Source organism: Clostridium sp., from assembly GCF_016650035.1.
GTDB lineage: Bacteria > Bacillota > Clostridia > Clostridiales > Clostridiaceae > Clostridium_AD.
The window spans coordinates 55059-79697 of the sequence record NZ_JAENWM010000005.1 but is presented as its reverse complement, the minus strand read 5'-3'; the positions used below and the strand labels follow the sequence as shown (position 1 = coordinate 79697).

22 protein-coding genes and 1 pseudogene are annotated in these 24639 nt (G+C 31.9%); 19 read left to right on the top strand and 4 right to left on the bottom strand.

The annotated features are described in order from the left end of the window. Positions 1-512: 512 nt before the first annotated feature. From JJD95_RS02365 to JJD95_RS02320, 10 genes are all read left to right on the top strand, one after another. Complete coding sequence (locus tag JJD95_RS02365; protein ID WP_291639969.1) at positions 513-1877, top strand: aldehyde dehydrogenase family protein; 1365 nt, start codon at positions 513-515, stop codon at positions 1875-1877. A 108-nt stretch (positions 1878-1985) separates the two neighbouring features. Beyond that, positions 1986-2900 (top strand): phosphate butyryltransferase, encoded by a 915-nt coding sequence (locus JJD95_RS02360; protein WP_291639967.1) that lies wholly within the window; start codon positions 1986-1988, stop codon positions 2898-2900. 4 nt (positions 2901-2904) lie between these two features. Continuing rightward, entirely contained in the window at positions 2905-3996 is a 1092-nt protein-coding gene (gene buk, locus JJD95_RS02355) for a butyrate kinase (protein ID WP_291639965.1), read from the top strand. 48 nt (positions 3997-4044) lie between these two features. Next, positions 4045-5442, top strand: a complete 1398-nt coding sequence (locus tag JJD95_RS02350) for a sodium:solute symporter (RefSeq protein ID WP_291639963.1) — start codon at positions 4045-4047, stop codon at positions 5440-5442. A gap of 58 nt (positions 5443-5500) precedes the next feature. After that, positions 5501-6871: an APC family permease gene (locus JJD95_RS02345; protein WP_291639961.1), complete on the top strand. Its 1371-nt coding sequence runs from the start codon at positions 5501-5503 to the stop codon at positions 6869-6871. A gap of 63 nt (positions 6872-6934) precedes the next feature. After that, positions 6935-8185: an acetylornithine/succinylornithine family transaminase gene (locus JJD95_RS02340; protein WP_291639959.1), complete on the top strand. Its 1251-nt coding sequence runs from the start codon at positions 6935-6937 to the stop codon at positions 8183-8185. Between the two features lie 158 nt (positions 8186-8343). Then, positions 8344-8739, top strand: a complete 396-nt coding sequence (locus tag JJD95_RS02335; protein WP_291639957.1) for a carbonic anhydrase — start codon at positions 8344-8346, stop codon at positions 8737-8739. A gap of 309 nt (positions 8740-9048) precedes the next feature. Next, a complete protein-coding gene (locus JJD95_RS02330; RefSeq protein WP_291639956.1) occupies positions 9049-9510 on the top strand; it encodes a hypothetical protein in 462 nt (153 codons plus the stop codon). 19 nt (positions 9511-9529) lie between these two features. Beyond that, the gene (gene trkA / locus JJD95_RS02325; RefSeq protein WP_291639955.1) at positions 9530-10882 is read left to right on the top strand and encodes a Trk system potassium transporter TrkA; all 1353 of its coding nucleotides are present in this window, start codon (positions 9530-9532) and stop codon (positions 10880-10882) included. Between the two features lies 1 nt (position 10883). After that, entirely contained in the window at positions 10884-12326 is a 1443-nt protein-coding gene (locus JJD95_RS02320; protein ID WP_291639953.1) for a TrkH family potassium uptake protein, read from the top strand. A 106-nt stretch (positions 12327-12432) separates the two neighbouring features. Here JJD95_RS02320 and JJD95_RS02315 read toward each other — a convergent pair. Then, positions 12433-12614 (bottom strand): annotated as a pseudogene (locus JJD95_RS02315) (DNA-binding response regulator); the annotation flags it as partial. A gap of 123 nt (positions 12615-12737) precedes the next feature. Here JJD95_RS02315 and JJD95_RS02310 point away from each other — a divergent pair. The 4 genes from JJD95_RS02310 to JJD95_RS02295 all read left to right on the top strand — a co-directional run bounded on the left by JJD95_RS02310 (position 12738) and on the right by JJD95_RS02295 (position 17879). Then, positions 12738-14279: a carbohydrate-binding domain-containing protein gene (locus JJD95_RS02310; protein WP_291639951.1), complete on the top strand. Its 1542-nt coding sequence runs from the start codon at positions 12738-12740 to the stop codon at positions 14277-14279. Between the two features lie 388 nt (positions 14280-14667). Continuing rightward, positions 14668-15555 (top strand): fructose bisphosphate aldolase, encoded by an 888-nt coding sequence (locus JJD95_RS02305; protein WP_291639950.1) that lies wholly within the window; start codon positions 14668-14670, stop codon positions 15553-15555. Between the two features lie 331 nt (positions 15556-15886). After that, positions 15887-16738, top strand: a complete 852-nt coding sequence (locus JJD95_RS02300) for a PAS domain-containing protein (protein WP_291639947.1) — start codon at positions 15887-15889, stop codon at positions 16736-16738. Further along, positions 16713-17879 carry a bifunctional diguanylate cyclase/phosphodiesterase gene (locus JJD95_RS02295; protein ID WP_291639945.1) on the top strand — a complete coding sequence of 389 codons (1167 nt, stop codon included), beginning with the start codon at positions 16713-16715 and terminating at the stop codon, positions 17877-17879. The genes JJD95_RS02300 and JJD95_RS02295 overlap by 26 nt, the downstream gene beginning before the upstream one ends. 37 nt (positions 17880-17916) lie before the next feature. Here JJD95_RS02295 and JJD95_RS02290 read toward each other — a convergent pair whose 3' ends face one another. Beyond that, a complete protein-coding gene (locus JJD95_RS02290) occupies positions 17917-18498 on the bottom strand; it encodes a flavodoxin family protein (RefSeq protein WP_291639943.1) in 582 nt (193 codons plus the stop codon). 272 nt (positions 18499-18770) lie between these two features. On the opposite strand from JJD95_RS02290, the gene JJD95_RS02285 reads away from it, so the two are divergent. Then, positions 18771-20513 (top strand): ABC-F family ATP-binding cassette domain-containing protein, encoded by a 1743-nt coding sequence (locus JJD95_RS02285; protein WP_291639941.1) that lies wholly within the window; start codon positions 18771-18773, stop codon positions 20511-20513. A 72-nt stretch (positions 20514-20585) separates the two neighbouring features. Here JJD95_RS02285 and JJD95_RS02280 read toward each other — a convergent pair whose 3' ends face one another. Beyond that, on the bottom strand, positions 20586-20933 hold the full coding sequence (locus JJD95_RS02280; protein WP_291639939.1) for a cupin domain-containing protein: 348 nt from the start codon (positions 20931-20933) through the stop codon (positions 20586-20588). Positions 20934-21030: 97 nt separating this feature from the next. Beyond that, a complete protein-coding gene (locus JJD95_RS02275; protein WP_291639937.1) occupies positions 21031-21969 on the bottom strand; it encodes a dipeptidase in 939 nt (312 codons plus the stop codon). 283 nt (positions 21970-22252) lie between these two features. Between JJD95_RS02275 and JJD95_RS02270 the strand changes: the two genes are divergently transcribed. The 4 genes from JJD95_RS02270 (at position 22253) to JJD95_RS02255 (ending at position 24605) form a co-directional block, all read left to right on the top strand. Then, on the top strand, positions 22253-22438 hold the full coding sequence (locus tag JJD95_RS02270; RefSeq protein ID WP_291639935.1) for an alpha/beta-type small acid-soluble spore protein: 186 nt from the start codon (positions 22253-22255) through the stop codon (positions 22436-22438). Positions 22439-22740: 302 nt separating this feature from the next. Then, the gene (locus JJD95_RS02265) at positions 22741-23562 is read left to right on the top strand and encodes a 4Fe-4S binding protein (RefSeq protein WP_291639932.1); all 822 of its coding nucleotides are present in this window, start codon (positions 22741-22743) and stop codon (positions 23560-23562) included. A gap of 3 nt (positions 23563-23565) precedes the next feature. Then, entirely contained in the window at positions 23566-24057 is a 492-nt protein-coding gene (locus JJD95_RS02260) for a hypothetical protein (RefSeq protein ID WP_291639930.1), read from the top strand. 128 nt (positions 24058-24185) lie between these two features. Further along, on the top strand, positions 24186-24605 hold the full coding sequence (locus JJD95_RS02255) for a hypothetical protein (protein ID WP_291639928.1): 420 nt from the start codon (positions 24186-24188) through the stop codon (positions 24603-24605). The last annotated feature ends 34 nt before the right edge of the window (positions 24606-24639 follow it).

Below are 24639 nucleotides of genomic sequence, written 5' to 3'. Positions count from 1 at the left end.
TACTGAATTTAAGAAACTTATTAGAAAACAGTATAACTATATAAAGAAAATTGCAAAAGAAGGATTTTATTAAAAAACAAGCTTCACAACATTGATGTGGAGCTTGTTTTTTAGGATACGGTAGGTGTTCCATCGCTTACATAAAAAAATGATGTGTTATAAATATTTGGCATAATTACTTGCTTTAAGAGCAAAAAAAAATAAAAATGTAGAAATTAAAGTTGCATAAATTGTAATTTGTTTTAAGAAAAACATTGATAAAAATTTATCTAAAATGTTAAATATTTCACTTAATCACACAAAATATAAATAAATATTAAATTTGTAAATACCCTTGCTTTTCATAAAAATCTAGTATAATATGAAAGTACAAGTTGAATGACACATCAAAAAAACATTATTAAGAATATACAGAATATTCTTAATGCAAACAATGTGATATATTTAAAGATGAATAGGTTACACTATTAATTTATATCATATTACTACTATAAATTAGGGGGAATAATAAAATGGAAGCAAAAGAATATGTAAACGTTTTAATCGAAAATTCGCGAATAGCTCAAAAAGAGTTTGAAACCTATTCTCAAGAAAAAGTGGACGAGGCAGTACGTGCTATAGGTAAAGCGGTATTTGATAATGGTGAAATATTAGCACGTTTAGCAGTTGATGAAACTAAAATGGGTCGTTATGAAGATAAAATAGTTAAAAATAAGGGTAAATCAAAAGCAGTTTGGAATAAGCTTAAGGGTGTTAAAAGTAGGGGAATTCTTCGTTACATAGAAGAAGAAGGACTTGTTGAAGTTGGAAAACCAATAGGTGTTATTGGAGCAATATGTCCATCAACTAATCCTACTATGACACCAATGCAAAATGCTATGATAGTATTAAAAGGTGGAAATTCATTAATTGTATGCCCACATCCAAGTGGAAAAATATCAGGAAAGAAAACTGTAGATGTAATGAATGAAGCTTTAACAAAAATAGGTGCACCTAAAAACTTAATTCAAATTGTTGAAGAACCATCAATAGAAATATCAAAATTAGTAATGGAATTAGCAGATGTATGTATATCCACAGGTGGCCCTGGAATGGTAAAAGCGGCTTATAGCAGTGGAAAACCTGCTTTTGGAGTAGGTCCAGGAAACTTACAATGTTTAATAGATTCTGATGTAGATATTAAAGAAGTAGTTCCTAAGGTAGTCAAAGGTAGAACGTATGACAGAGGTGTTTTATGTACTTGTGAACAAAGTGCAATAATTCCAGTTGATCAATATGATGCTTATGTAGCTGCATTAATAGATCAAGGTGCTTATTATGTTGAAAAAGAAGAAGAATTAGAAGCTTTAAGAACAACGATGTGGCAAGATGGAAGAGTAAATAGAGCTGTTGTTGGTGCAACTCCTGTAACTATAGCTAAACTTGCAGGCTTCGTTGTTCCTGAGGATACAAAATTATTAGTTGTAAAAATTAAGGGAACTGGAAAAGAAGAAACTTTATCAAGAGAAAAAATGTGTCCAGTATTAGCAGTTTATAGTTATAGTACATGGAAAGAAGCTGTTAATATTGCTAACACTAACCTTTTAAATGAAGGACAAGGCCATAGTGTGGTTATACATTCAAATACCAAAGAAAATATAGAATATGCTGCAGTAGTACTTCCTGTTTCTCGTTTTGCAGTTAATCAAATAGGATCAAGTGGACTTGGTGGCTCTTTCGCAAATGGTCTTAAACCTACAGGAACACTTGGTTGCGGTTCTTGGGGAAATAATAGTTTAAGTGGAAACCTTTGGTTTAATCATTTAATTAACACAAGTCTAATTGCATATGAAATTCCAGGAAAATATGTACCAACAGATGACGAGATATGGAATTAAGCATAAGTAAATTTTAAATATTAGATTTTTCGATTGCTTCAGACAATAGATTTTAATAATCTTTTGTCTGAAGTAACGAAGAATTTGGAAGTTAAAGGAGATATAAAAATGATACGAACCTTTAAAGAATTAATAGAAAAGGTTAAAGCAGGTGAGCCACAAAAAATATCTGTAGCAGTGGCACAAGATAAGGATGTATTATCTGCAGTTAACTACGCATATAAAATGGGAATTGCCAATGCAATTTTAGTAGGAGATAAAGAAAAAATCAAAGAAATAGCTGCTGAAATTGACATGGAGTTAAGTAATTTTGAAATTATAGATATTGTGGACAAGACTGAAGCCTGTAAGTATGCTGTGAAATTAGTGAGAGATGGATATGCTGCGCTTCCAATGAAGGGATTTGTTGACACCTCTTACATATTAAAAGCTGTATTAAATAAAGAAATCGGCCTTAAAACAGGTAATTTAATTAGCCATGTTGGAGTACTGGAAGTTGCAGGATTTGATAGATTATTTATTGTAAGTGATTCAGCTATGACAATTGCACCTACATTAGAAAACAAAGTAGATATAATTAATAGCAGTGTAAGAATTGCTCATGCATTAGGGAATACTGAACCAAAGGTTGCAGTGATTTGTGCAGTTGAAAAAGTAAATTCTAAAATGATTGCTACATTAGATGCAGCAGAACTTACAAAGATGAATGAAGAAGGCATCATAAAAGGTTGTTTAGTAAAAGGTCCATTAGCAATAGATAATGCTGTATCAGTTGAAGCAGCAAAACATAAGGGTATTAATCATCCAGTTGCAGGAAATGCTGATATCTTAATTGCACCTGATATAGAAGCAGGTAATATTTTAAACAAATCCATGGAATATTTTGCAAGAGCTGAAAAAGCCGGAGTTATTATGGGTGCGAAAACACCAATCATTTTAACATCCAGAGCTAGCTCAGATATATCAAAGTTGAACTCTATTGCACTAGGTGTATTAGTTGCCCAAGAATTTGGAAAGGAGTAACAATATGGAAAAAATATATACTTTTTTAGTGTTAAATCCTGGTTCAACCTCAACAAAGATATCAATCTTTGAAAATGATAAAGACACAATGACAGAGACAATCACTCATTCATCTGAAGAAATACATGCTTACAAAGAAATATATGACCAATTTAGTTTCCGTAAAGATATAATCATGAAAACACTTGCTGATAAAAACGTAGATTTAAGTAAATTATCTGCAATCATAGCTCGTGGCGGAAATATGAAACCTGTTGTAGGAGGCACATATCAAGTAAATGAAGAAATGTTAAAGGACTTAAAAATAGGTGTCATGGGACAACATGCTTCTAATTTAGGCGGAGGTCTTGCTTACTCAATTGCACAAGAATTAGGATTAAATGCATATGTTGTAGATCCTGTTGTTGTAGATGAGTTTGAACCATTAGCTAGAGTATCAGGAACACCATTAATACCAAGAAAATCTAAAGATCATCCATTAAACCAAAGGGCCGTAGCAAGAAAAGCAGCTGGAGAGATGGGTGGTAAATATGAAGATTATAATTTCATAATTGCTCATTTAGGTGGCGGTATTTCTGTTGGTACTCATAAAAAAGGAAGAATGATTGATGTAAATAATTCTTTAGATGGTGACGGACCAATGTCTCCTGAAAGATGTGGGGGAATACCTTTTGGAACTCTTATGGATCTATGTTTCTCAGGCGAATATACAAAACAAGAACTTCGCAAGAAATTAGTAGGCGGTGGTGGTTTAGTAGGTTACCTTGGAACAAATGATGGTCGTGAAGTTTGTCGCCGCATTAACGAGGGAGATGAACATGCGAAGTTTATATATGAAGCTATGGCATACCAAATTTCAAAAGAAATAGCTGCATCCTCATCAGTGCTAAAAGGAGATGTAGATGCAATTCTTTTAACAGGAGGACTTGCCTACGACAAAACACTTATAGAGTGGATTGAGGATAGAGTAAAATTCATTTCTCCCGTAAAGGTATTTCCAGGAGAACACGAAATGAAAGCATTAGCTTCAGGCGTATTACGTGTTTTAGAAAACAAAGAGATATTGCAAAAATATCCAAATATCTCTAATAATTAAGAGGCTGGAAGGTTAGAGTTTATACCTTTAAAATGAGGAGGAAGTAAAATGACATTTGTACATTATATTGGTGCAGCGATGGTACTTATTTTAATTGGTGGGGTGGGCGTTTATTCGGGAAAGCGTGTAAAATCTGCTAGTGATTTTTCCTCAGGTGGAAGAAAAGCTGGAGTCGGGATTATAGCCGGCACCATAATTGGGACTTTGGTTGGTGGGTCTTCAACTATAGGAACAGCCCAGCTTGCTTTTAATTATGGATTCTCAGCTTGGTGGTTTACATTAGGTGGAGGAATTGCTTGTCTTATTTTAGCACTGAAATTTGCGAAACCTCTTTATAACAGTAAAATAAGTACCTTGCCACAAGTTATCGCATTAGAATATGGTCAAAAATCAAGTACGGTTTCGACACTTTTTATGTCTCTAGGAACGCTATTTAGTATTATTGCACAACTACTATCCGGAATGGCATTAATAACGTCGGTAAGTAATATAGGTCCATTACCTTCAACTATATTGGTTGTTGCATTAATGCTTGTATATGTAGTATTTGGGGGTGTTTGGGGTGCAGGCCTTGTAGGAATAGCAAAAATCATTTTACTTTATACTACAATAATTATTTGTGGGGTTTTAGCAATTAGACTTGGAGGAGGTATTTCTGCTTTTACATCAGCATTACCACATGCAAAATACTTTAATCTTCTTGCAAGAGGTCCTTTAGTAGATCTTGGCGCAGGTATTTCTCTTATCCTTGGTGTAATTACAACACAGACTTATATCCAAGCAATTATTTCTGCTAAAACTTTAAGAATATCAAGAGCAGGAGCTCTAGTGAGTGCTTGTTTAATTCCTATTATAGGTGTTGCTGGAATATTTGTTGGAATGTATATGAAACTAAATTCTCCTGATTTGGCTGCAGCCAAAGCATTACCTACATTCATAATGCAAAATACACCACCACTTCTTGCAGGAATTATTATGGCAACACTTCTTGTTTCTTTAGTGGGTACAGGAGCAGGCCTTTCACTTGGTGTAAGTTCTATGATTTGTAATGATATATATAAAGTATATTTTAATAAAAACGCCAGTGATGAAGTTTTGCTTAAAGTAACACGTATCATAATTGTACTATTACTACTAATAGCATCTTTATTTACAGCTGGAAACATGGGAGGTCTAATATTAGGATGGAGTTTCATGTCCATGGGTCTTCGTGGGGCTGGATCATTTGGACCGCTATGGTGTGCACTCTTCTTACCAGGGCGTGTAAACAAGAAATTTGCTTTATATGCTATCTTCGCAGGACCAATTTTCGTATTAGTAGGAAAATTTATTTTACCAAAATACATCGATTCATTATTTTTGGGAGTTGGTATTTCATTACTAATAATGGTTATAGGTTATTTTGCAAATGATAAAAAGGGTATGACGCAAAATAGAGAAGCATAACAAAATATTAAAGGGGTTAGTGATAAACATAATTCTATAACAATTAGGGGGCGGTTTTATGGAAAATAACAGTGGTTTTGAGAGAGTATTAGGCACTAAAGACATATTAGCACTTGCATTTGGCGCAATGATCGGATGGGGTTGGGTAATTTTAACAGGTTCATGGATTCAAGAAGCAGGTACTTTAGGGGCAATGATTGCATTTGGAATTGGTGGAACTATGATAATCTTTGTTGGTTTAGTTTATTCAGAGCTCACAGCTGCTTTGCCTAAGGCTGGTGGTGCGGCTGTATTTAGTTATAAAGCAATGGGTGCAAACGGATCTTTTATTTGTACTTGGGCACTGATACTAGGATATGTAGGCGTTGTTGCTTTTGAGGCCTGTGCACTTCCTACTGTAGTAGAGTATATAATACCTGGTTTTTTAGTAGGGCATATGTACACCATAGCAGGTTTTGATGTATATGGTAGTTGGGTAGCCGTAGGTGCAATAGTCTCTATTATTATTACATTTATAAATTACCGTGGAACGAAAGACTCAGCTTTTCTACAAAAAATTCTAGTTGTAATTATAGCAATAGCTGGTATTGCATTAATGCTTAGTTCTCCAATAAGTGGGAGATTAGCTAATACAATGCCTCTAATAAGAAAAGGATGGAGTGGTATATTAGCTGTTACTATTGCAACACCATTTATGTTTATAGGTTTTGATGTAATTCCTCAAACGGCAGCGGAGATTAATCTACCATTTAATAAGATTGGTAAAACTCTTATGTTATCTATTTTTATGGCGGTAACATGGTATGTTTTAATTATTTTCGCAGTAGGATATTTATTGACTGATCAACAAATATCTTCTTCAGTACTTGTAACTGCAGATGCAATGAAAGTAGGATTTGGTGGTAGTGAGATAGCTGCTAAAGTTTTAATAATTGCAGGTTTGGCAGGAATTGTTTCAAGTTGGAATGCATTCCTTATGGGAGGAAGTCGTGCTATGTATGCATTAGCTCAAAATAAAATGCTTCCAGGATTTCTCGGGAAATTACATCCAAAGTATAAGACACCTTCAAATGCAATTCTTTTAATTGGATCTATCTCAACTATTGCACCTTTCTTTGGAAAGAGTATGATGGGTTGGTTGGTTAATGCAGGTAGTTTCGGAATTGTTTTAGCATATGTAATGGTATCTATATCATTCGTTATTATAAGAAAGAAATTTCCTGATATGGAGCGACCTTATGAAGTTAAAAATCACAAATTTGTAGGGGGTATGGCTGTAATTTTGACTATATTGATGCTTATAGCATATCTACCTGGTATGATTTCCACTGAATGGTTAATTGTAGGAATGTGGGCACTGTTAGGCCTTGTGTTTTATTCCTTTGCAAAGAAAAAATACACTGATTTTGGTATTGAAGTATCTGATTAGTAATAAATTAATTGATAGCAATGAAAAAAACTATAAATAAAATATACAAGGAGGAAAAATAATATGAAATTAAAAGATTACAATTTGAGCAAAGAAGATGTCAAGGTGATGACAAAGAAGTATATGATTGAAACGTATGAAAGGTATGATTTTGTTGCAGAAAAAGCAAAGGGTATGTATCTATATGATGAGAACGGGAATGCATATTTAGACTTCTACGGTGGTATTGCTGTAAATAGTGTTGGTAGTTGCAATGATAAAGTAGTAGCTGCTATCCATGATCAAGTTGACGATATAATGCATACTTTTGCATATCCTTATGGAGTGCCTCAAGCATTACTTGCAAAATTAATTTGTGAAACTGTGGGCATGGATAAAATTTATTATCAAAACTCAGGTACAGAAGCAAATGAAGCTATGATTAAAATGGCAAGAAAATATGGAGTAGATAATTATGGCCCTAATAAGTATCATATTATTTCAGCTAAAAATGGCTTCCATGGTAGAACTTATGGTGCTCTTTCAGCAACAGGTCAAACGGACAATGCATTACAAATTGGATTTAAGCCAATGTTACCTGGATTTTCATATGCTGAATTTAATAATGTAGAATCATTTAGAGCGCAAATAACAGATGATACAATTGGAATTATGCTTGAGTTAGTACAAGCTGAAGGTGGAGTTATACCAGGAACAATGGAATTTGTACAAGGTATTAGAAAACTTTGTGATGAAAAAGGATTGTTAATGCTTGTTGATGAAATTCAAACTGGCTGGTGTAGAACTGGTAAGGTAATGTCATTTATGAATTATGATATTAAGCCTGACATATTTACAATGGCAAAAGCAATGGGTGGCGGTTTGCCAATTTCAGCAATATGTACTACAGATAAAATTGCAAAAACATTCTCAATGGGATCTCATGGAACTACTTTTGGTGGAAATGCTGTTTGTTGTGCTGCTTCTTATGCTTCAGTTAATGAATTGATTGATAGAAACTTAGCAGATAATGCAGAAAAAGTGGGAAATTACTTTATGAATAAATTAAAAGAACTACCTAATGTGAAAGATGTTAGAGGAAAAGGTTTATTAGTTGGAGTTGAATTTAAAACACCTATTGGTTTAGATGTTAAGCACAACTGTATTGATAACAAACTACTTGTTACATTAATTGGAAATAGTTTGATAAGAATGGTTCCACCATTAATTGTAACAACTGAAGAGTGTGATAAAGCTTTTGATATATTAAAAGATTCAATTAACGCTGCTTTAGCTAAAGAAGCTGCAGCTGTAGAGGTTGCATCAGCTAAATAGAAATAAAATGTTAAATATACCAGGTATATAATTTAAATAAATTCCCTTATTGTAGGTAAAGAATAATTATGATAAGGGAATTACTTTTATTCAAATGATGAAATTATGAGAATAGTAAGATGTGAAGATAATTTAAATTATGGAATGAGGGTATTGTAATGAATGGAAGTGCTGTAACTGTGCTTAACTGTATTGATGGCAGAACTCAAATGCCTGTAATAAATTGGTTAAAAGAAAATTTTTGTGTGGATTATGTAGATTCAATTACACAAGCTGGGATGGATAAAGTGTTATCTCAAGGTAACTGGATTGAAATTGAAATATTAAAAAAAAATGTTTTAGTTTCAGTAACAGATCATCATTCTAAGTTAGTTGCTATAGTTGGACATTATGATTGTGCTGCAAATCCTGTTAGTGAATTCCAACACTTTAAAGATATAATAGCATCCATAAATGTAGTAAAAACATGGGGCCTTCCAGTTAATATTGTTGGTTTATGGGTTGATGAATTTTGGAGTGTACATGTTGTCGAGAAGGAAGTTGCAATTGCTTAGATGTATTTAAAAATACCCTCATATCATAATGTGATATGAGGATATTTTTTTTTAATTTAATAGTATATATAATTTGATAGAAATTTAAGAAATAACACCTGTTAAATAGTAAAAATATAAGTTGACAGGTGCATTTTTTAGTAAAAAAATGCTAACCTAATTGAAGTGAATGTAGTGATAGTTAAAAATTTAAGCAGAAAAATTAATTTCTATAATTATTGTATAAATATAATTTAAATAAACCTTGAAAGTATATATAAAATAAATGTATAATGACATAATAACCGTTTATAAACGAGGAGGATTTTTATGGGGAGTAAAGTTCAATTTATCACTGATTTGGAAGATTTAGAACAAAGAATATTGACTGCACTTAATAATGAAAATGATTATAAGATTTTAATTTCTGGAACCTTTGATCATGAATTGTTTAAGAAACTATTAAAACTTTTAGTTGATAATAATAATATTAATAAATGTAGAATTTTAATGCCTTATGTTAGCAACAGTGGAATCCTCTCAAGAGTTTATATAAACAAAATCGGCGATGTAGGTGGAAAGATACGTATAACTAGTATGTTTCGAAAAAACTTAATTGTTATAGGAACACAGGTATTTATTTTATCTCTATCATCTAGATATCTAAAAGACTTAGGTGTAAAAAGTAATTTTGAGTGTGCTGTTCAGACAGATGACAGCAATATTATTAACTCCATAAACGAAACATTTGAAAAAGTATGGGATAAAAGTCTGCCTATAATGAATGAATAGAAGGACTTAGGAGGTAAAAATGAAGATAATTATTATTGGAGCAGGTAAGGTTGGATATACCCTTGCTAAAAATTTAGTAGAAGAAAATAATGATGTTACAATTATAGATAAAAGTATTTTTGCAATTGAAAAGGTAGAGGATAATCTTGATGTTATGTGTGTTATTGGTAGTGGGGTAAGCACTAGCGTACTCCTTGAAGCTGGTATAGAAAATGCAGATTTGCTTATTGCAGTGACTGGTACTGATGTGATTAATATGGTATGTTGCCTTACTTCTAAAAAGCTAGGAGTTCGTCAGGCTATTGCAAGAGTAAGAGATCCTGAATATGCTGATGAACTCTCATTAATTAAAGATCAGTTAGGTGTAGATTTTGTAATAAATCCAGAGTTCACAGCAGCTGAAGAAATAGCAAGGACTTTGGGGTTTTCATCGGCTATTAATGTAGAAAGGTTTGCTAGTGGTAGAGTGAGAATGGTAGAACTAAAAATAACCTCTGAAGTTAAGTTTATAGGTAAAAAGGTGAGAGATATAGACAAACATCCATCATCAATAATATTGGGGGTAATATTCAGGGGAGATGAGGTCATAGTTCCTAAAGGAGATGAAATAATAAAAGAAAATGACATAATATATGTTATAGGCAAGTCATCTAAAGTATATAATTTTTGTAAAATGTGTGGTAAATACCCTGAAAAAATTAAAAATGTAATGATAATGGGAGGCGGAAGAATTGCCTATTATCTTTATAAACTTTTAACAAGTATGAATATGAACATTAAAATTATAGAAATAAATAGAGAAAGATGTTATGACCTTTCTGAAGCACTTCCTAATGCTCTTATAATTAACAGTGATGGAACAGAAGAAGAGGTATTACTTTCTGAAAACATACAAAATATGGATAGTTTTGTGGCGATTACTGGTATTGATGAGCAAAACTTGATGTCATCTCTTATAGCAAGAAAAATGGGAGTGAAAAAAGTTGTAACAAAAATAAGTCGTACAAATTACATAGATATTGTAAGGGAATTGGGTATAGATTGTATTATAACCCCTAAATTAATAACTACTAATCAAATTCTTAAGTATGCTAGAGGAAGTGCAGTTGAGTCACTGCTTAAAATAGCAGGAGGCAATGTAGAAATACTTGAATTTATAGTTGATAAGAATTGTGACCTTATTAATAAAGCACTTAAAAATATTGGACTTGTGGACAATACTATAATTGCTACAATAGTAAGAAAGCATGAGGTAGTTGTACCTCATGGGGATGACGTAATAAAGAGGGGCGATAGAATAATCGTTATAACCAAACACAAAAACATAGCGGATATAAATGGATTGAAAGCAGTAATAATTGGGGGATTATAACGTGAATTATAAAATGGTATTAAAAAATTTGGGAATAGTACTGATTTGTGAAGGTATAGCTATGCTGCCATCGCTCATAGTAGCACTTTTATATGGTGAAAATAGTGCATGGGCATTTTTCTACACTATATTATTACTGTTTATTATAGGTATCCCTGTGTCGTTTATAAAGCCTAAACACGCAGGTTTATATGTAAAAGACGGATTTGCTATAGTAGCAATAGGGTGGATTTTAGTATCCTTTTTTGGAGCTTTTCCATTTTATTTTAGTGGAGAAATTCCATCTTTTGTAGATAGTTTATTTGAAGCAAGTTCAGGTTTTACAACTACAGGTGCAAGTATATTACAACATATACAAGGGTTGCCTCAAGGTATCTTATTTTGGAGGAGTTTTACTCATTGGGTTGGTGGTATGGGTGTACTTGTACTGACTATGGCAATTCTTCCCTCTGCGGGCACTGGTGCACTTAAAATAATGAAGGCGGAAAGCCCAGGTCCTAGCCCAGGAAAATTAGTTCCTAGGGTTAAAGAAACTGCAAAAATACTATATGGAATTTATTTGTTAATGACTATGATTGAGATTATGCTACTAAAAATTGCTGGAATGCCATGGTATGATGCCTTTATACACACCTTTGGCACAGTAGGTACTGGTGGATTTTCAAATATGAATTTGAGCGTTGGGGCATATAATAATGTATATATTGAAATTATCATAACTGTTTTTATGTTTTTAGCTGGATCAAATTTCGCGCTATATTATCAAATGCTTAGGGGTAATTTAAAAGCGTTCTTTAAGGACGAGGAATTTCGATTATATGCTTTTATTGTTATAAGTGCAACTGTACTAATAGCATTAAATATATATGGAACAATATATAAGGGAATAGGACAATCTTTTAGATATTCAGCCTTTCAGGTAGTATCTATAACAACTACTACAGGATATGCTACAGCTGATTTTAATCTTTGGCCAGTATTTAGTAAGGTCATATTGTTTTTTCTTATGTTTGTTGGAGGTTGCGCCGGTTCAACTGGAGGGTCAATAAAAAACATTAGAATTTTACTGCTATTTAAAGCTGCTAAGAGGGATCTTTTAAGGATAATACACCCTAAAGCAATTTATTCTGTAAGACTTAGTGGAAAAGCTGTAAGTGAAAGGATTTTGTCTGAAATACTTGGCTTTTTCTTTATGTATATGATGGTTTTTTGTGGAGCTATACTTATAGTATCAATTGATGGAAAAGACCTTGTAACAACGGTGACTGCAGTGGCAGCTACTATAGGCAATATAGGTCCCGGCCTTGGTATGGTTGGTCCAACAGGTAATTTTTCAGGATTCTCAGATTTAAGCAAAATGGTTTTATCCTGTTGTATGCTAATAGGAAGACTTGAAATATACCCTATATTACTTTTGTTTCTTCCTAGTTTTTGGAAAAAATAGAAAGAATTCCTTGAATTTTGCCAATTATTATATTATTAATTGGCATCTGCAATAAATTGTTTTTGATTATCAAAAGCATTTTTTATAGGCTCTATTGACTTGATTACTAGATTAAGAATACAAGTTTTTTTCCTAAAAAAGATATATACACCTCTACATGATTATATTCAACTTCAGAATCAAAGCCCCAAATCTTAAAGTATCGTCTGATAACAATTCTCCCTTTCGCCTTGATATTGCTCGTATTCTTGCAAACAGTTCCTGCGTTGATAAAGGTTTTGCTAAATACTTCGCTGTATTAATAAGCAGCACTTAAGCTTCTAAACTTTGGAGCTAATAAAATATATATTACATTATCAATGTGTGAGGATAAAGTAGAATATTAATAGGGGAAATTAGGAGGAATTTATTATGAATAAAAAATCTATTTATTATAAATTATTGACGGTGCTTTTGTGCACAACGATTTTATCATCTTGCGGTAGTAAAGCTACAGTGGATAATACAGCTGCGGCAGCTGATACAACTGTTAGTACTGCTATAAGTGAAATGGTTACCTATGACGAAAACGACTATTACACTGAGTGGGAAAATGAAACTCCAAATTATATATCATTAACTGGAACCAGTGCTACGCTGAAAGGTATAGGAGTAACGATAAAAGAAAGTAACATTAGTATAACAGCAGCAGGGGTATATGTTATTAGTGGAACACTTGATGACGGTCAAATTATTGTAGATGTTAAAGATGAAGAGACAGTTAAGCTTGTTTTAAATGGGGCAGTAATAACTTGTAGTGATAATTCACCTATTTATTCTAAAAGCGCGGGAAAAACTATCATCAGTTTGCAAGAAGGATCGCAGAACACTATAACAGACGGAAAAGAATATGCTTCTACTGATGATCCAAATGCAGCAATCTTTAGCCAAGATGACCTTACTATAAATGGGACAGGTAACTTAACTGTTAGAGGAAACTATAACGATGGAATTACAAGCAAAGATGATTTGAAAATTACTGGAGGAAATATTAAAATTTATTCTGCTGATGATGGACTAACGGGAAAAGATTTAGTGGCAGTTAAAGCTGGAACTATAGCAATTGAAGCTGCAGGAGATGGAATTAAAGCTTCTACAGACATTTCAATAAGTGGAGGTACCTTCAAAATTGATTCCTCTGATGATGCAGTGCACAGTAGCAAAAACGTTACTATAACAGGTGGTGACCTATCAATTGCAACGAGTGACGATGCAGTTCATGGGGATGAAACAATAATAGTAAAAGGTGGGAAAATCAATATCACAAAAAGTTATGAAGGACTAGAGAGTAACATTATAACTATTTCAGGTGGGGAAATTCATGTTGTAGCTAGCGATGATGGTATTAATACCGCAGCGGTTACAACTGAGACGGGGGCAGTTACTGATAAAGCAGCTAAAAATGGTGAACCAGGTCAATCCACTGGTACTAGCAAGCTTAATATAAATGGCGGATATATTACAGTTGATGCATCCGGTGATGGATTAGATTCAAACGGGGCAATTATTATGACAAGCGGTACAGTTATTGTAAGTGGTCCAACTGATAATCGCAATGGCGCTCTAGATTATGATGGAACATTCGTAATAAGTGGTGGACTCCTTATGTCTGCCGGAAGTTCAGGGATAGCACAAGCAACTTCTGAGGAATCAACGCAGAACTCTACAATAATGACTTATACAGAAATGCAAAAGGCTGGTACTGTTGTTAATTTAAAAGACAGCAAAGGAAACTCAGTAGGGACATTTACACCTACAAAGGATTACCAATCTGTAGTTATTAGTTGTTCTGAGATAGTAAAGGGTGAAACCTATTCACTTTACTCAGGAGAAACATCAGTAGATTTTACTATTACAAGTTCCGTAACATGGCTTAATGAAACAGGAGTAACAACCGGTAATACATCTAACTAAAGCGGACCAAGAGCTGGAGGGGAAGAATAATGGTTTTTAAAAGGTAGTTCTAGCTTAAGAAAGGAATAAAAATTTATTATTAAAAATTAGTATAATAAAGAAGGAATATTATTACTATTATAGAATATTACTATTAGATAAACGATTGTTACCAAGGGTTATTTTAGTGAAGAAATATATATAATAGGGGGAATTTAAATTAAAAGAAAGGCAAGTGTAACAGAATTAGATGACTTGTCTATCGATTTGGAGGTAGATACGGTCTTTACGGAATTCTTGGGGCATCTTTTATTGGTGGATTATTTGAGGTGATACTCGGACTGTTCTTAAAATCTATAATAAAATTAAAGATATTATTCAGTCACTAAAAATGAAAGGGGATAATTGTATGAATCAGGAACAAATGGATCGAATCAATGCTGGAAAAGGGTTTGTCGCTGCGCTGGACCAGAGTGGGGGAAGTACACCCACTGCACTTTTGAAGTATGGCATTTCGAAAGACTGTTATTCAAATGATGAAGCAATGTTCAATTTGGTACACGAGATGAGAACGCGTATTATCACGAACCCTGCATTTAGTTCGGAGCATATTTTGGGTGCCATTTTATTTGAAAACACTATGGATCGTAAGGTTTTTGATAAATTCACTGCAGATTTTCTTTGGGAGAACAAAAGTGTTGTGCCTTTTTTAAAGGTCGATAAAGGGCTTGCTGAACTTGAAAACGGTGTTCAACTCATGAAACCCATTCCAAATTTGAATGAGCTCTTAAAACGGGCAGTTGATAAAAACATTTTTGGGACAAAAATGCGTTCAGTCATTAAGGAAGCCAATCCAGAAGGCATTCGAAAATTAGTTGAACAACAGTTCGATATTGGCAAGAAAATAGCTGAAGCTGGGTTGGTTCCAATTATTGAACCGGAGGTTGATATCCACAGCGCGGATAAGGAAAAATCAGAAAAACTATTACGATATGAAATTTTAAGTCAATTATCAGCTCTTGACAAGGATGTCAAAGTCATGCTTAAACTTTCAATACCAACAGAAGATAACTTCTATCACGATTTAATGGATAATCCGCATGTTCTACGTGTTGTGGCTTTATCAGGAGGGTACACTCAAAGTGAAGCAAATGAAAAACTTTCGCGCAATCACGGACTGGTTGCTAGTTTTTCGCGTGCCTTATCAGAAGGATTGAGCACTAAGCAAACAGACAAAGAATTCAATTTGATGCTATCTAATTCAATTCGAACAATTTATGAAGCATCCATAAAATAGTAATGTTTAAAGCATAAATATTTATTTTAATAAAAGTGCATTTATACCTAATCATGGTATAAGGTGCACTTTTGTTTTTTGAATTATATTAGATAATATATAAATTCACCTCATTTGATTAAATTATAACAAATTCAATTTTAGTATAATGGGATTGTCTTGAAAATTAACTAAATTTCTACAAAAGAGTATATTTTTGTGTTTATTAAACTCTTTTTCTTGTAAATGTATGATATATAGAATACAATTTTATTATACGGTAAATAGTTGTAAGATGCGGAACAATAATAATTGGTTTCGAAGTTTTTAGTGTCATGGGAGGAATGTAAGTATGAAGCAAAAACATGAGAAAGAGCCAATTTATATAATAGAATCTAAAGAAAGATGTATTGAATTAGGTATGAAGCCAAATGAAAGTAGGTTGCCCAAAAACATTATGTCAGGATTAGAACTTGCAGAAAAGAAAGAATCTTATAAAGAAATTTTAGAGGTTGTAAAGTTCTTTAGTGAGAAGATATTAAAATCATTAGAGGGTACTCCCATAGTAATAGTTATATCAGATGAAAATGGTTATTTATTGGATACTCTAGGAGACGAAACAATAAAATCAACGATGGCTCAATTAGGAATTAAGACAGGAATTCAATTTAGCGAAGAGACCATGGGTACAAATGTGGTTAGTTTAACTCTAAAACAAAATCAGCCTGTTCAGTTAATAGGAAATAATCATTTTCATGAAGTATTACACGGTAGTGCTTGTTATGGAGTACCTTTTCATTATACAGATGTTAATAATCTGCTAGGAAGCATATGTATAATGACTGCAGGAATATTTCATAATCCGTTTTTTTTATTGACATTAACTACTGTGGTTGAGGCAATAGAACGTGAACTGTTACTTAGAAAACAAAATCATAAACTTAATATAATGAATCAAATTATGCTAAGTAAGACTAGAAATGCAATTATAATTACGGATGCAAGTGGAAAAATACTGGAGTTTAATTATTTTGCCGAAAAAATATTTGGATATAAAAGGGAAGAGATTATAGGAAGAATTATTTATGACTCAGAAATTACCAGTCAACGTTTTAAAGATGTTTTAAATAATAAAATATGTTATGAAAATATTGAGGTAAAATATAAAAACAAAAATAATGAAGAATATGTTTGGTCATTCTAAGGGTGATCTATTACTAAAAGAGGTTGCAAGTGTATTAAAAAAGTGTTTAAACGTTAGTGATCATGTTTTTCGGTTTAGTGGAGACGAATTTGTATTATTGTGTTTTAATATAAAAACTAGAGAACAAGCAATTAAACTTGCAGAAAAAATAATGGATGCTTTTATTGAAATATTCATAATCGATGATTATCAATTGCATATAACAGCAAGTGTAGGCATTTTATTATATAATGAAAATCCAACAAATTATGAGAATTGTTTAATTTATGCTGACAACGCTATGTATAAAGCAAAAGCAAATGGAAGAAATGGGTATGTTATTTACGATTCGAGTTTAAGAGAATCATTTATAGATAAATTAACCCTAAAGATGGATATGGAGAAGGCTTTAGAAAATAATGAATTTATGCTATATTACCAGCCACAAGTAGATATAAGAAATGGAAATATAATTGGCGCTGAAGCGTTAATTAGGTGGATGCATAAAGAAAAAGGAATAATTTTTCCGGATGAATTTATTCCTATTGCAGAGGAGACAGGACTGATTTCTAAAATAGGTGAATGGGTACTGGGCGAAGCATGTTCTCAGCTGAAAAAATGGCAAAGTATTGATTTGGGATTATTAAAAGTGAGCGTAAACCTATCAGCACAACAATTCCTAAAAAGTGACATAACTGAAGTTATTAAGAATATTTTATCTAAAACCGGGCTTGAACCTAAATATTTGGAATTAGAAATTACTGAAAGTATGACAATGGAAGTTAATTATGCAATAAGAAAATTGAGGGAATTAAGACAATTAGGGGTTAGTATTAGTATTGATGATTTTGGTACTGGATATAGTTCGTTAAATTATTTGAAAAAATTTCCTGTTAATTATCTAAAAGTAGATAAATCATTTGTAAGGGATATTATGCATGATAAGAGTGATGCAAATATAGTGAGTACTATTATATCTATGGCCCATAATATGGGCCTTGAAGTTATAGCAGAAGGTGTTGAGGATAAACAGCAATTAAGATTCTTAAAACTGCGTAATTGTGATTTTGTGCAAGGTTACTATTTTAGTAGACCGATACCTGCAGAGTTTTTTGAAAAGGAGTTTAATAATATACAAAATGATTTTAAAGAAAAATATTAAATATAAGTAAAGCAAAAGGAGCTCTTATGAGCTCCTTTTACTCTCTGTTTTTTATTAATTGCCGAGCAAACGACCTTGAATGCTCAATTTTATCGTCCGTTATAAAGACAGATTTATACCCGAAATCTCTTTCGGCAAGCATCCCAACATATTTTAATTGAGAGTGCTTGCAATACCTTTTTATCCCTTCTTCAAATAAATCAGCTCCTGCTTCTGGTCTATACCCACAAGTAGTTATGATAGCTAACCTTTTGCCATTCCATAGAGAGGGACCTTTTTTATCACCATAATACTTATTCATTCCATACACCAAACGGTCCAACATTGATTTCATAGGTGGTGTACAGTACCATGAATAAATAGGTGTAGCTAAAATAATAACATCACACTCATATATTTTATCGAAAATTTCCTGCATATCATCGACATGTCGACACCCAAAAATTGTCCAGTCCTTTTGACAGTTCCGACATGCGGTACAAGGTTCAATATGTTTATCATAAAGCCAAATCAAATCATACTGAACTTGTTGAAGTTCAAGTTGCTCAATGAACGGCTTTAATAGTTTAGATGTATTTCCATTTTTACGTGGGCTTCCCGCAAGAATACAATATTTCATTTCGCACCTCCATTTTGTAATAAATACCTCGTTTAAAATACGCACCTTTGGACCATTACTTCACAATTTATTATTATGAACACATTATAGCATATTTATAAAACTTTAATATGAAAGGATTGAACTTAGTCGTAAAAAGTGGTATGCTATCAATGGTAAACTGAGTAGTATGTCTACTACATAAAATTAAGTGAAAAATTGCAATTTAAGATAATATATTGAAGAGCTTATTTTTATAGGCTCTTTTTTAGTGATAAAGAGAGGTAATAATAATGATAAAAGTTGATAACTTGTCCTACGCATTTCCGCAAAAGGATCTATATAATAATATTTCATTTACATTAGAAAATGGTCAACATTGTGCGTTTATTGGAACAAATGGCAGCGGAAAAAGTACACTCATAGATATAATTATGGATCCGGAAAAATATATGTTCGATGGTACGCTCGAGATGTACCCAAATTGTAGAATTGGGTATGTAAGTCAATTTTCACAACTAGGCGAAACAAAAGAAATTACAGTTTTTGAATATATAGGGGAAAAATTTATTAAACTACAAAATGAAATAACATCTATTTGCAGTGAAATGGAAACATCTTCGGATATTGATTGTTTATTAGAAAAGTATCAACAAGCTTTAGACGCATTTGATGCAATTAATGGGGATGATTTCGAAAACAACATTAATAAAAACCTAAATCTTGCAAACTTAATTAGGTATAAAGATCTAATGATATCTGAACTTAGTGGTGGTGAATTCAAGCTTATTCAAGTAATTAAGGAAATGCTAAATAGTCCAGACTTAATAATTATGGATGAACCCGATGTGTTTTTAGACTTTGAAAATCTTAATGCTCTTAAAAATCTAATTAATTCGCGTAAAGAAGCAATGCTAATTATAACGCACAACAGATATCTATTGAATCATTGTTTTAACAAAATTCTGCACCTTGAAAACATGGAGCTCCAAGAGTTTGATGGAAGCTATATTGATTACAACTTCTCATTACTTCAAACTAAAATTGAGTTACAAGAACTAGCTGCTGCGGGTATTGAAGAACTTAAGAGAAACGAGACCTTAATAAATAAACTAAGATTTATGGCAACTGAGTATAATCAATCGTCTAAAGGGAAATCTCTAAATGCTAGAGTTAAAATTCAAGAAAGATTAGAAAAAAGTAGAATTAAATCGCCTTTTGTAGATATTAAAGAGCCGAGTATCAGTTTAGTTGCAGATAATGAAATGGTCGAAACCATTGCTTTAAAAGTTAATGATTACAGTGTTTCATTTGATGATATGCTTCTAGAAAATGTTAGCTTTGAGATTAATTCTACTGATAAAGTAGCCATTATTGGTTCAAATGGTACCGGGAAAACAACCTTACTCCAGGAAATATTTAAAAATAATCATGATTCTATTGAGATAAATGAAGACGTTGAAGTGGCTTATTTATCTCAACTTCAAGGTAAAACGCTAAATGAGTCTAATACCATACTTGACGAGTTCTTAGAAGCTGGTTTTAAAACTAATCAAGAGGTTAGAGAATATATTTCTGGTTATGGATTTGAAGAAGAAGAAGCCATTAATCAAAAGATAGGGTCTTTATCTGGTGGAGAAAAAAATATACTTCAACTCGCTAAAGTTTCTGCTAGTAAAGCAAACATGTTGCTTCTTGATGAACCGACAAGTCATTTAGACACCTATTCACAAATAGCACTGGAAAAAGCCATAGTAAACTATAAAGGTGCAATTCTAATGATTTCTCATGATTTCTATTCTATAGTAAACTGTATGGATTTTGTTTTAATGATTGAAGATAAGACAATTAGAAAAATGAGTATGAGAAAATTTAGAAAGATGATTTATGCTAGTCATTTTGACAAAGATTATTTAGAAATTGAACAAAAGAAAAAATTAATTGAAACAAAAATAGAATTGGCTTTAAAAGGTACTGATTTTACACTTGCAAAAGTTTTATCACAGGACTTAGAAGAGCTGATTAAGTTATTGTAATAGATGTAGCAATCATTAAATGGATTAGTTTTTCTAATCCATTTAATGTAAAGATAATAAGAGTAGGATCTACTATTTTTCTCCTTCTTCTGGAACAATACAAATAAATTCTAAATCATCATTACTGTTGTTAACAAATTGATGAGTTTTGCCTGCAGGAACATAAGCAAAAGAACCCTCTTCTATTTCATAATTTGTTCCATCAAGATACAGTTTTCCTTTGCCTTTTAATATATAATTAACATGAAACCATGGATGTTCATGTTTTGGTGTAGTTCCACCACTTTTTAGTTTGAAAACTCTCATTACATTTCCTTCCCACCCTTCTTTTGGTGAAATAAGGACCTTTTTAAACGCATCCTTTATACCTTCACCTTGAAGTTGTAGTTCACTGATTTGATTTTTATTAGAAATTATCATAATAATTATCCCTCCATTCCGTACTATACTATTTTGCATCTAGCACGGTATTCATATATTAGTAAATTCAATAAAAGTTCTCCAAATCCTCTTTTTATTATAATGTAGCTTTTATTACTCTCATTGCATTTTTATAGAATATTTTCTCGATTTCTGCTTCTGAGAAATGATTTTGCTGAAGTCCTAAAATTAATTTATTAATTTGTCCGATATTTTCTATTTGAAGTCCATCACTTATACCATCAAAATCTGTTCCTATTGCTATAACGTCTATTCCACCAATATTTTTAATGTGATTGATATGTGCTACCATTTCTTCTACTCTACTTAAAGGCTCTGTTCCTAAAAAAGATTTTTCAAAATTAATTCCCATTACGCCGCCTTTATGTGCAAGGACTTTTATCATTTCATCACTAAGATTTCTGCAATGAGACGTAATACTCCTAGCATTAGAATGAGAAGCTACGAAAGGTTTAGAAGAAAGGTTAGCAACATCATAGAAACCTTTATCTGAGAGATGAGAAACATCTATTATCATGCCTAGACTGTTCATCTCTTTGATTACTTCTTTTCCAAAGGTAGTTAAACCCTGCTTACTATATTGTGATTCACTGTTTGGAAACCCAATTTCATTGGGATAATTCCATGTTAGTGTAATAAGTCTTACTCCCAATTTATAAAAGTTTCTAAGATTATCGATTTCTCCTTTTAATACTCCGCCTTCTTCAATGGTGAGAAAAGCAGACAGTTTTCCCTGTTCGTTGTTATCTATCATATCTTTATAGTTTTTTGCTATTTTTATTAGTTCTTTATTTATTTCTAATTCTTTAAAGAATTTATTTGCCATTTTCATGCAATATATATAAGGATCTTCATATTTTTTTAAATCTACAAAAAGTGCAAAAAACTGTGCCAAAGAATTTGCTTGTTTTAATTTATTTAAATCTACACTAAACTCATTTTCGGCTATTCCAAATCGTTGTTCATCCTCCATACACCTTAAAATAGTATCACAATGCAAATCTATTACCATCATAAAAACATCTCCTAATTTTATTTATAGGTTCACCTAGAGGGACTACAAATCATGTCATTTTACCATTAGCAATCATTAATCTAATATTAGCACTAAAAATAAGAAATATAAAGAATAGTGATGGCGAAAATATAACCTTTATTTTTTTATAGAAATAATTAGGGATATATTATAAAAATGAACTATTAAACCAAAAATAAGCCAGCATAGTTATCTTGAATTTGAACATCATAATAAAGCAAGGATATATTACACAAACAAAATAAAAAAGGAGGAATTTATTATGGCAAATAAAACTTTAGTTCCACAAGCAAAAGAAGGTTTAAACAAATTCAAAATGGAATCTGCTAAAGAAGTAGGAGTTAATCTTAAAGATGGTTATAATGGAGATCTAACTTCAAGAGAAGCAGGTTCAATAGGTGGAAATATGGTTAAGAAAATGGTAGAAAGTTACGAAAAAAACTTATAATAAATATAATAGAAATAGAGGGCACAGTACATACTGTGTCCTTTAGCTATTTATAGGATTTTGTTTTTTGTCATCTTACCATTCCATGGTGAACAGGGTTACGTGAGAAGGATAATTATAAAAAATCGTAAAAGGGATTCCTATAAAAGGGAATCCCTTAAAACATATCTTGGTTAAAATAGTTTACCAAGGATATTCTTCAAAGAGTTAATATCACAATTTTATCACAAATATATCATATATCCAACAAATATGCTTGTTATAATGAACCCATAAGAATTAAAGGAAAGGAGACCACGTATATGAAAAACAAAACATTTAAGGTTAGAAAATGGGTTCAAATATTTTTCTTCGCACTTATTGCTTTTATCGCTATTAATCATACCCTTATTGAGAATGGAGGAGGTATAGCTTTACTCTCCAGCGCTTCACTACATGCACTATGTCCATTTGGTGGAGTTGTAACAATATATCAATACTTTAGTGATGGAACTTTTATAAAGAAAATTCATGAGTCCTCATTTATTCTAATGATCATTGGATTTATTCTTGCTGTAGGGTTTGGTCCTTTGTTTTGCGGATGGATATGTCCATTTGGAACTTTCCAAGAATGGATAGCAAAAATAGGAAAGAAACTTTTTGGTAAAAAATATAACAAATTTATACCATACAAATACGATAAATATTTAAGATATTTAAGATATATAGTTTTAGCTCGTGTGCTTTATATGACTGCAATATCAGCCGAAATAGTTTTTGCAGATGTGGATCCATATTTTGCATTATTTAATTTCTGGACAAGCGAAGTTTCAGTAGCTAGTATAATTATTCTATTATTAGTTATGATTTCTTCCCTATTTGTTGAAAGACCTTGGTGTAAATATGTTTGTCCTTATGGTGCTTTACTTGGAATAACTAATCTATTTAGAAGCTTTAAAATTAGAACAAACAAGAATACCTGTATATCCTGCAAGGCTTGCGACAATATTTGTCCGATGAATATTAAAGTATCGGAACATGAAGTTATCCTTGATCATCAATGTATTTCATGTATGCAATGTAGCTCTGAAAATGCTTGTCCTATAGCAGATACAGTAAATTTATCTACAAAGGGAGGTAAATAAGTTATGAAGATAAAAACTTATGTTTTACCTTTAGTAATTATTGTTGTATTATTTGGTGGAATAGCAGTAACCAAGGCTTTTGGATTATGGAAAACAGAATCCACAAAGGTTCCGAGTACTATAAAATCTGGAGAAGCTATGGGTGAATATAATCCTTCTGACATTAGAGGTTCTTATACATTTAAAGATATTAGTAGCTCTTTCAAGATTCCAGTAGAGATACTTGGGGAAGCTTTTGCTATTAAATCTTCAGATTTAAACAGTTTTAAAGTAAAAGATCTTGAAACAATCTACGGAAGTTTAAAAGATTCTGGTACAGAAATAGGCACATCCTCAGTAAGGATGTTCGTTGCTTATTATCTAAGCATTCCCTATGAGATTACAGGAGAGGAATCATACCTTCCAAAAGCTGCGGTAGATATTCTAAAATCAAAGGTGAAACTTAGTGATGAGAGGCTAAAATATTTAGATAGTCATTCAGTAGAAATAAAATAAATAGAAAACCAACCTCATTTATAGCAACAATAGTAAGAATTATTGCACGATTTGTAAAATAGTAATACAATAATATTAAATTAATCTATTTAAAGATTAGAGAAATATTTTTAGAAAGGTGTGATATTATGTGTAATAAGCCAATAAGTCCTAAGTTAATAGGTTTTTTTCTACTTATCCCATCTGTATTGATTTTTATAGGGGTGCTTTTAGCAACTTTTATTCTACCGTCTTTTGGTTTTGTCTCAGGTGTTAGTTTTATTAATATGATTCCTTTTCTTATTTTGATGCTTTTTTTCTTTGCTTTTTCCAGTGTTTGTATATATATTTCTATTTTATATTTCAAAAATAAGCCATATAAAGAAAATAAATCATTAGGCTTAATTTTTGTTGTTTTTGGTATAGGATATTTTATTTATAGTAGCCTATCTTGTTTGATTAGTAATCTTACTGGTAATGTAGGGGGTTATGCAGGTGTTGTTATTGCTTTTTTAATTTTATTAATCATAGTACCTATTGGGTTAGGTTTGAAAAACGGTTACAAATAAATCTTAGATTTTTATAATAATAAAAGGGATTCCC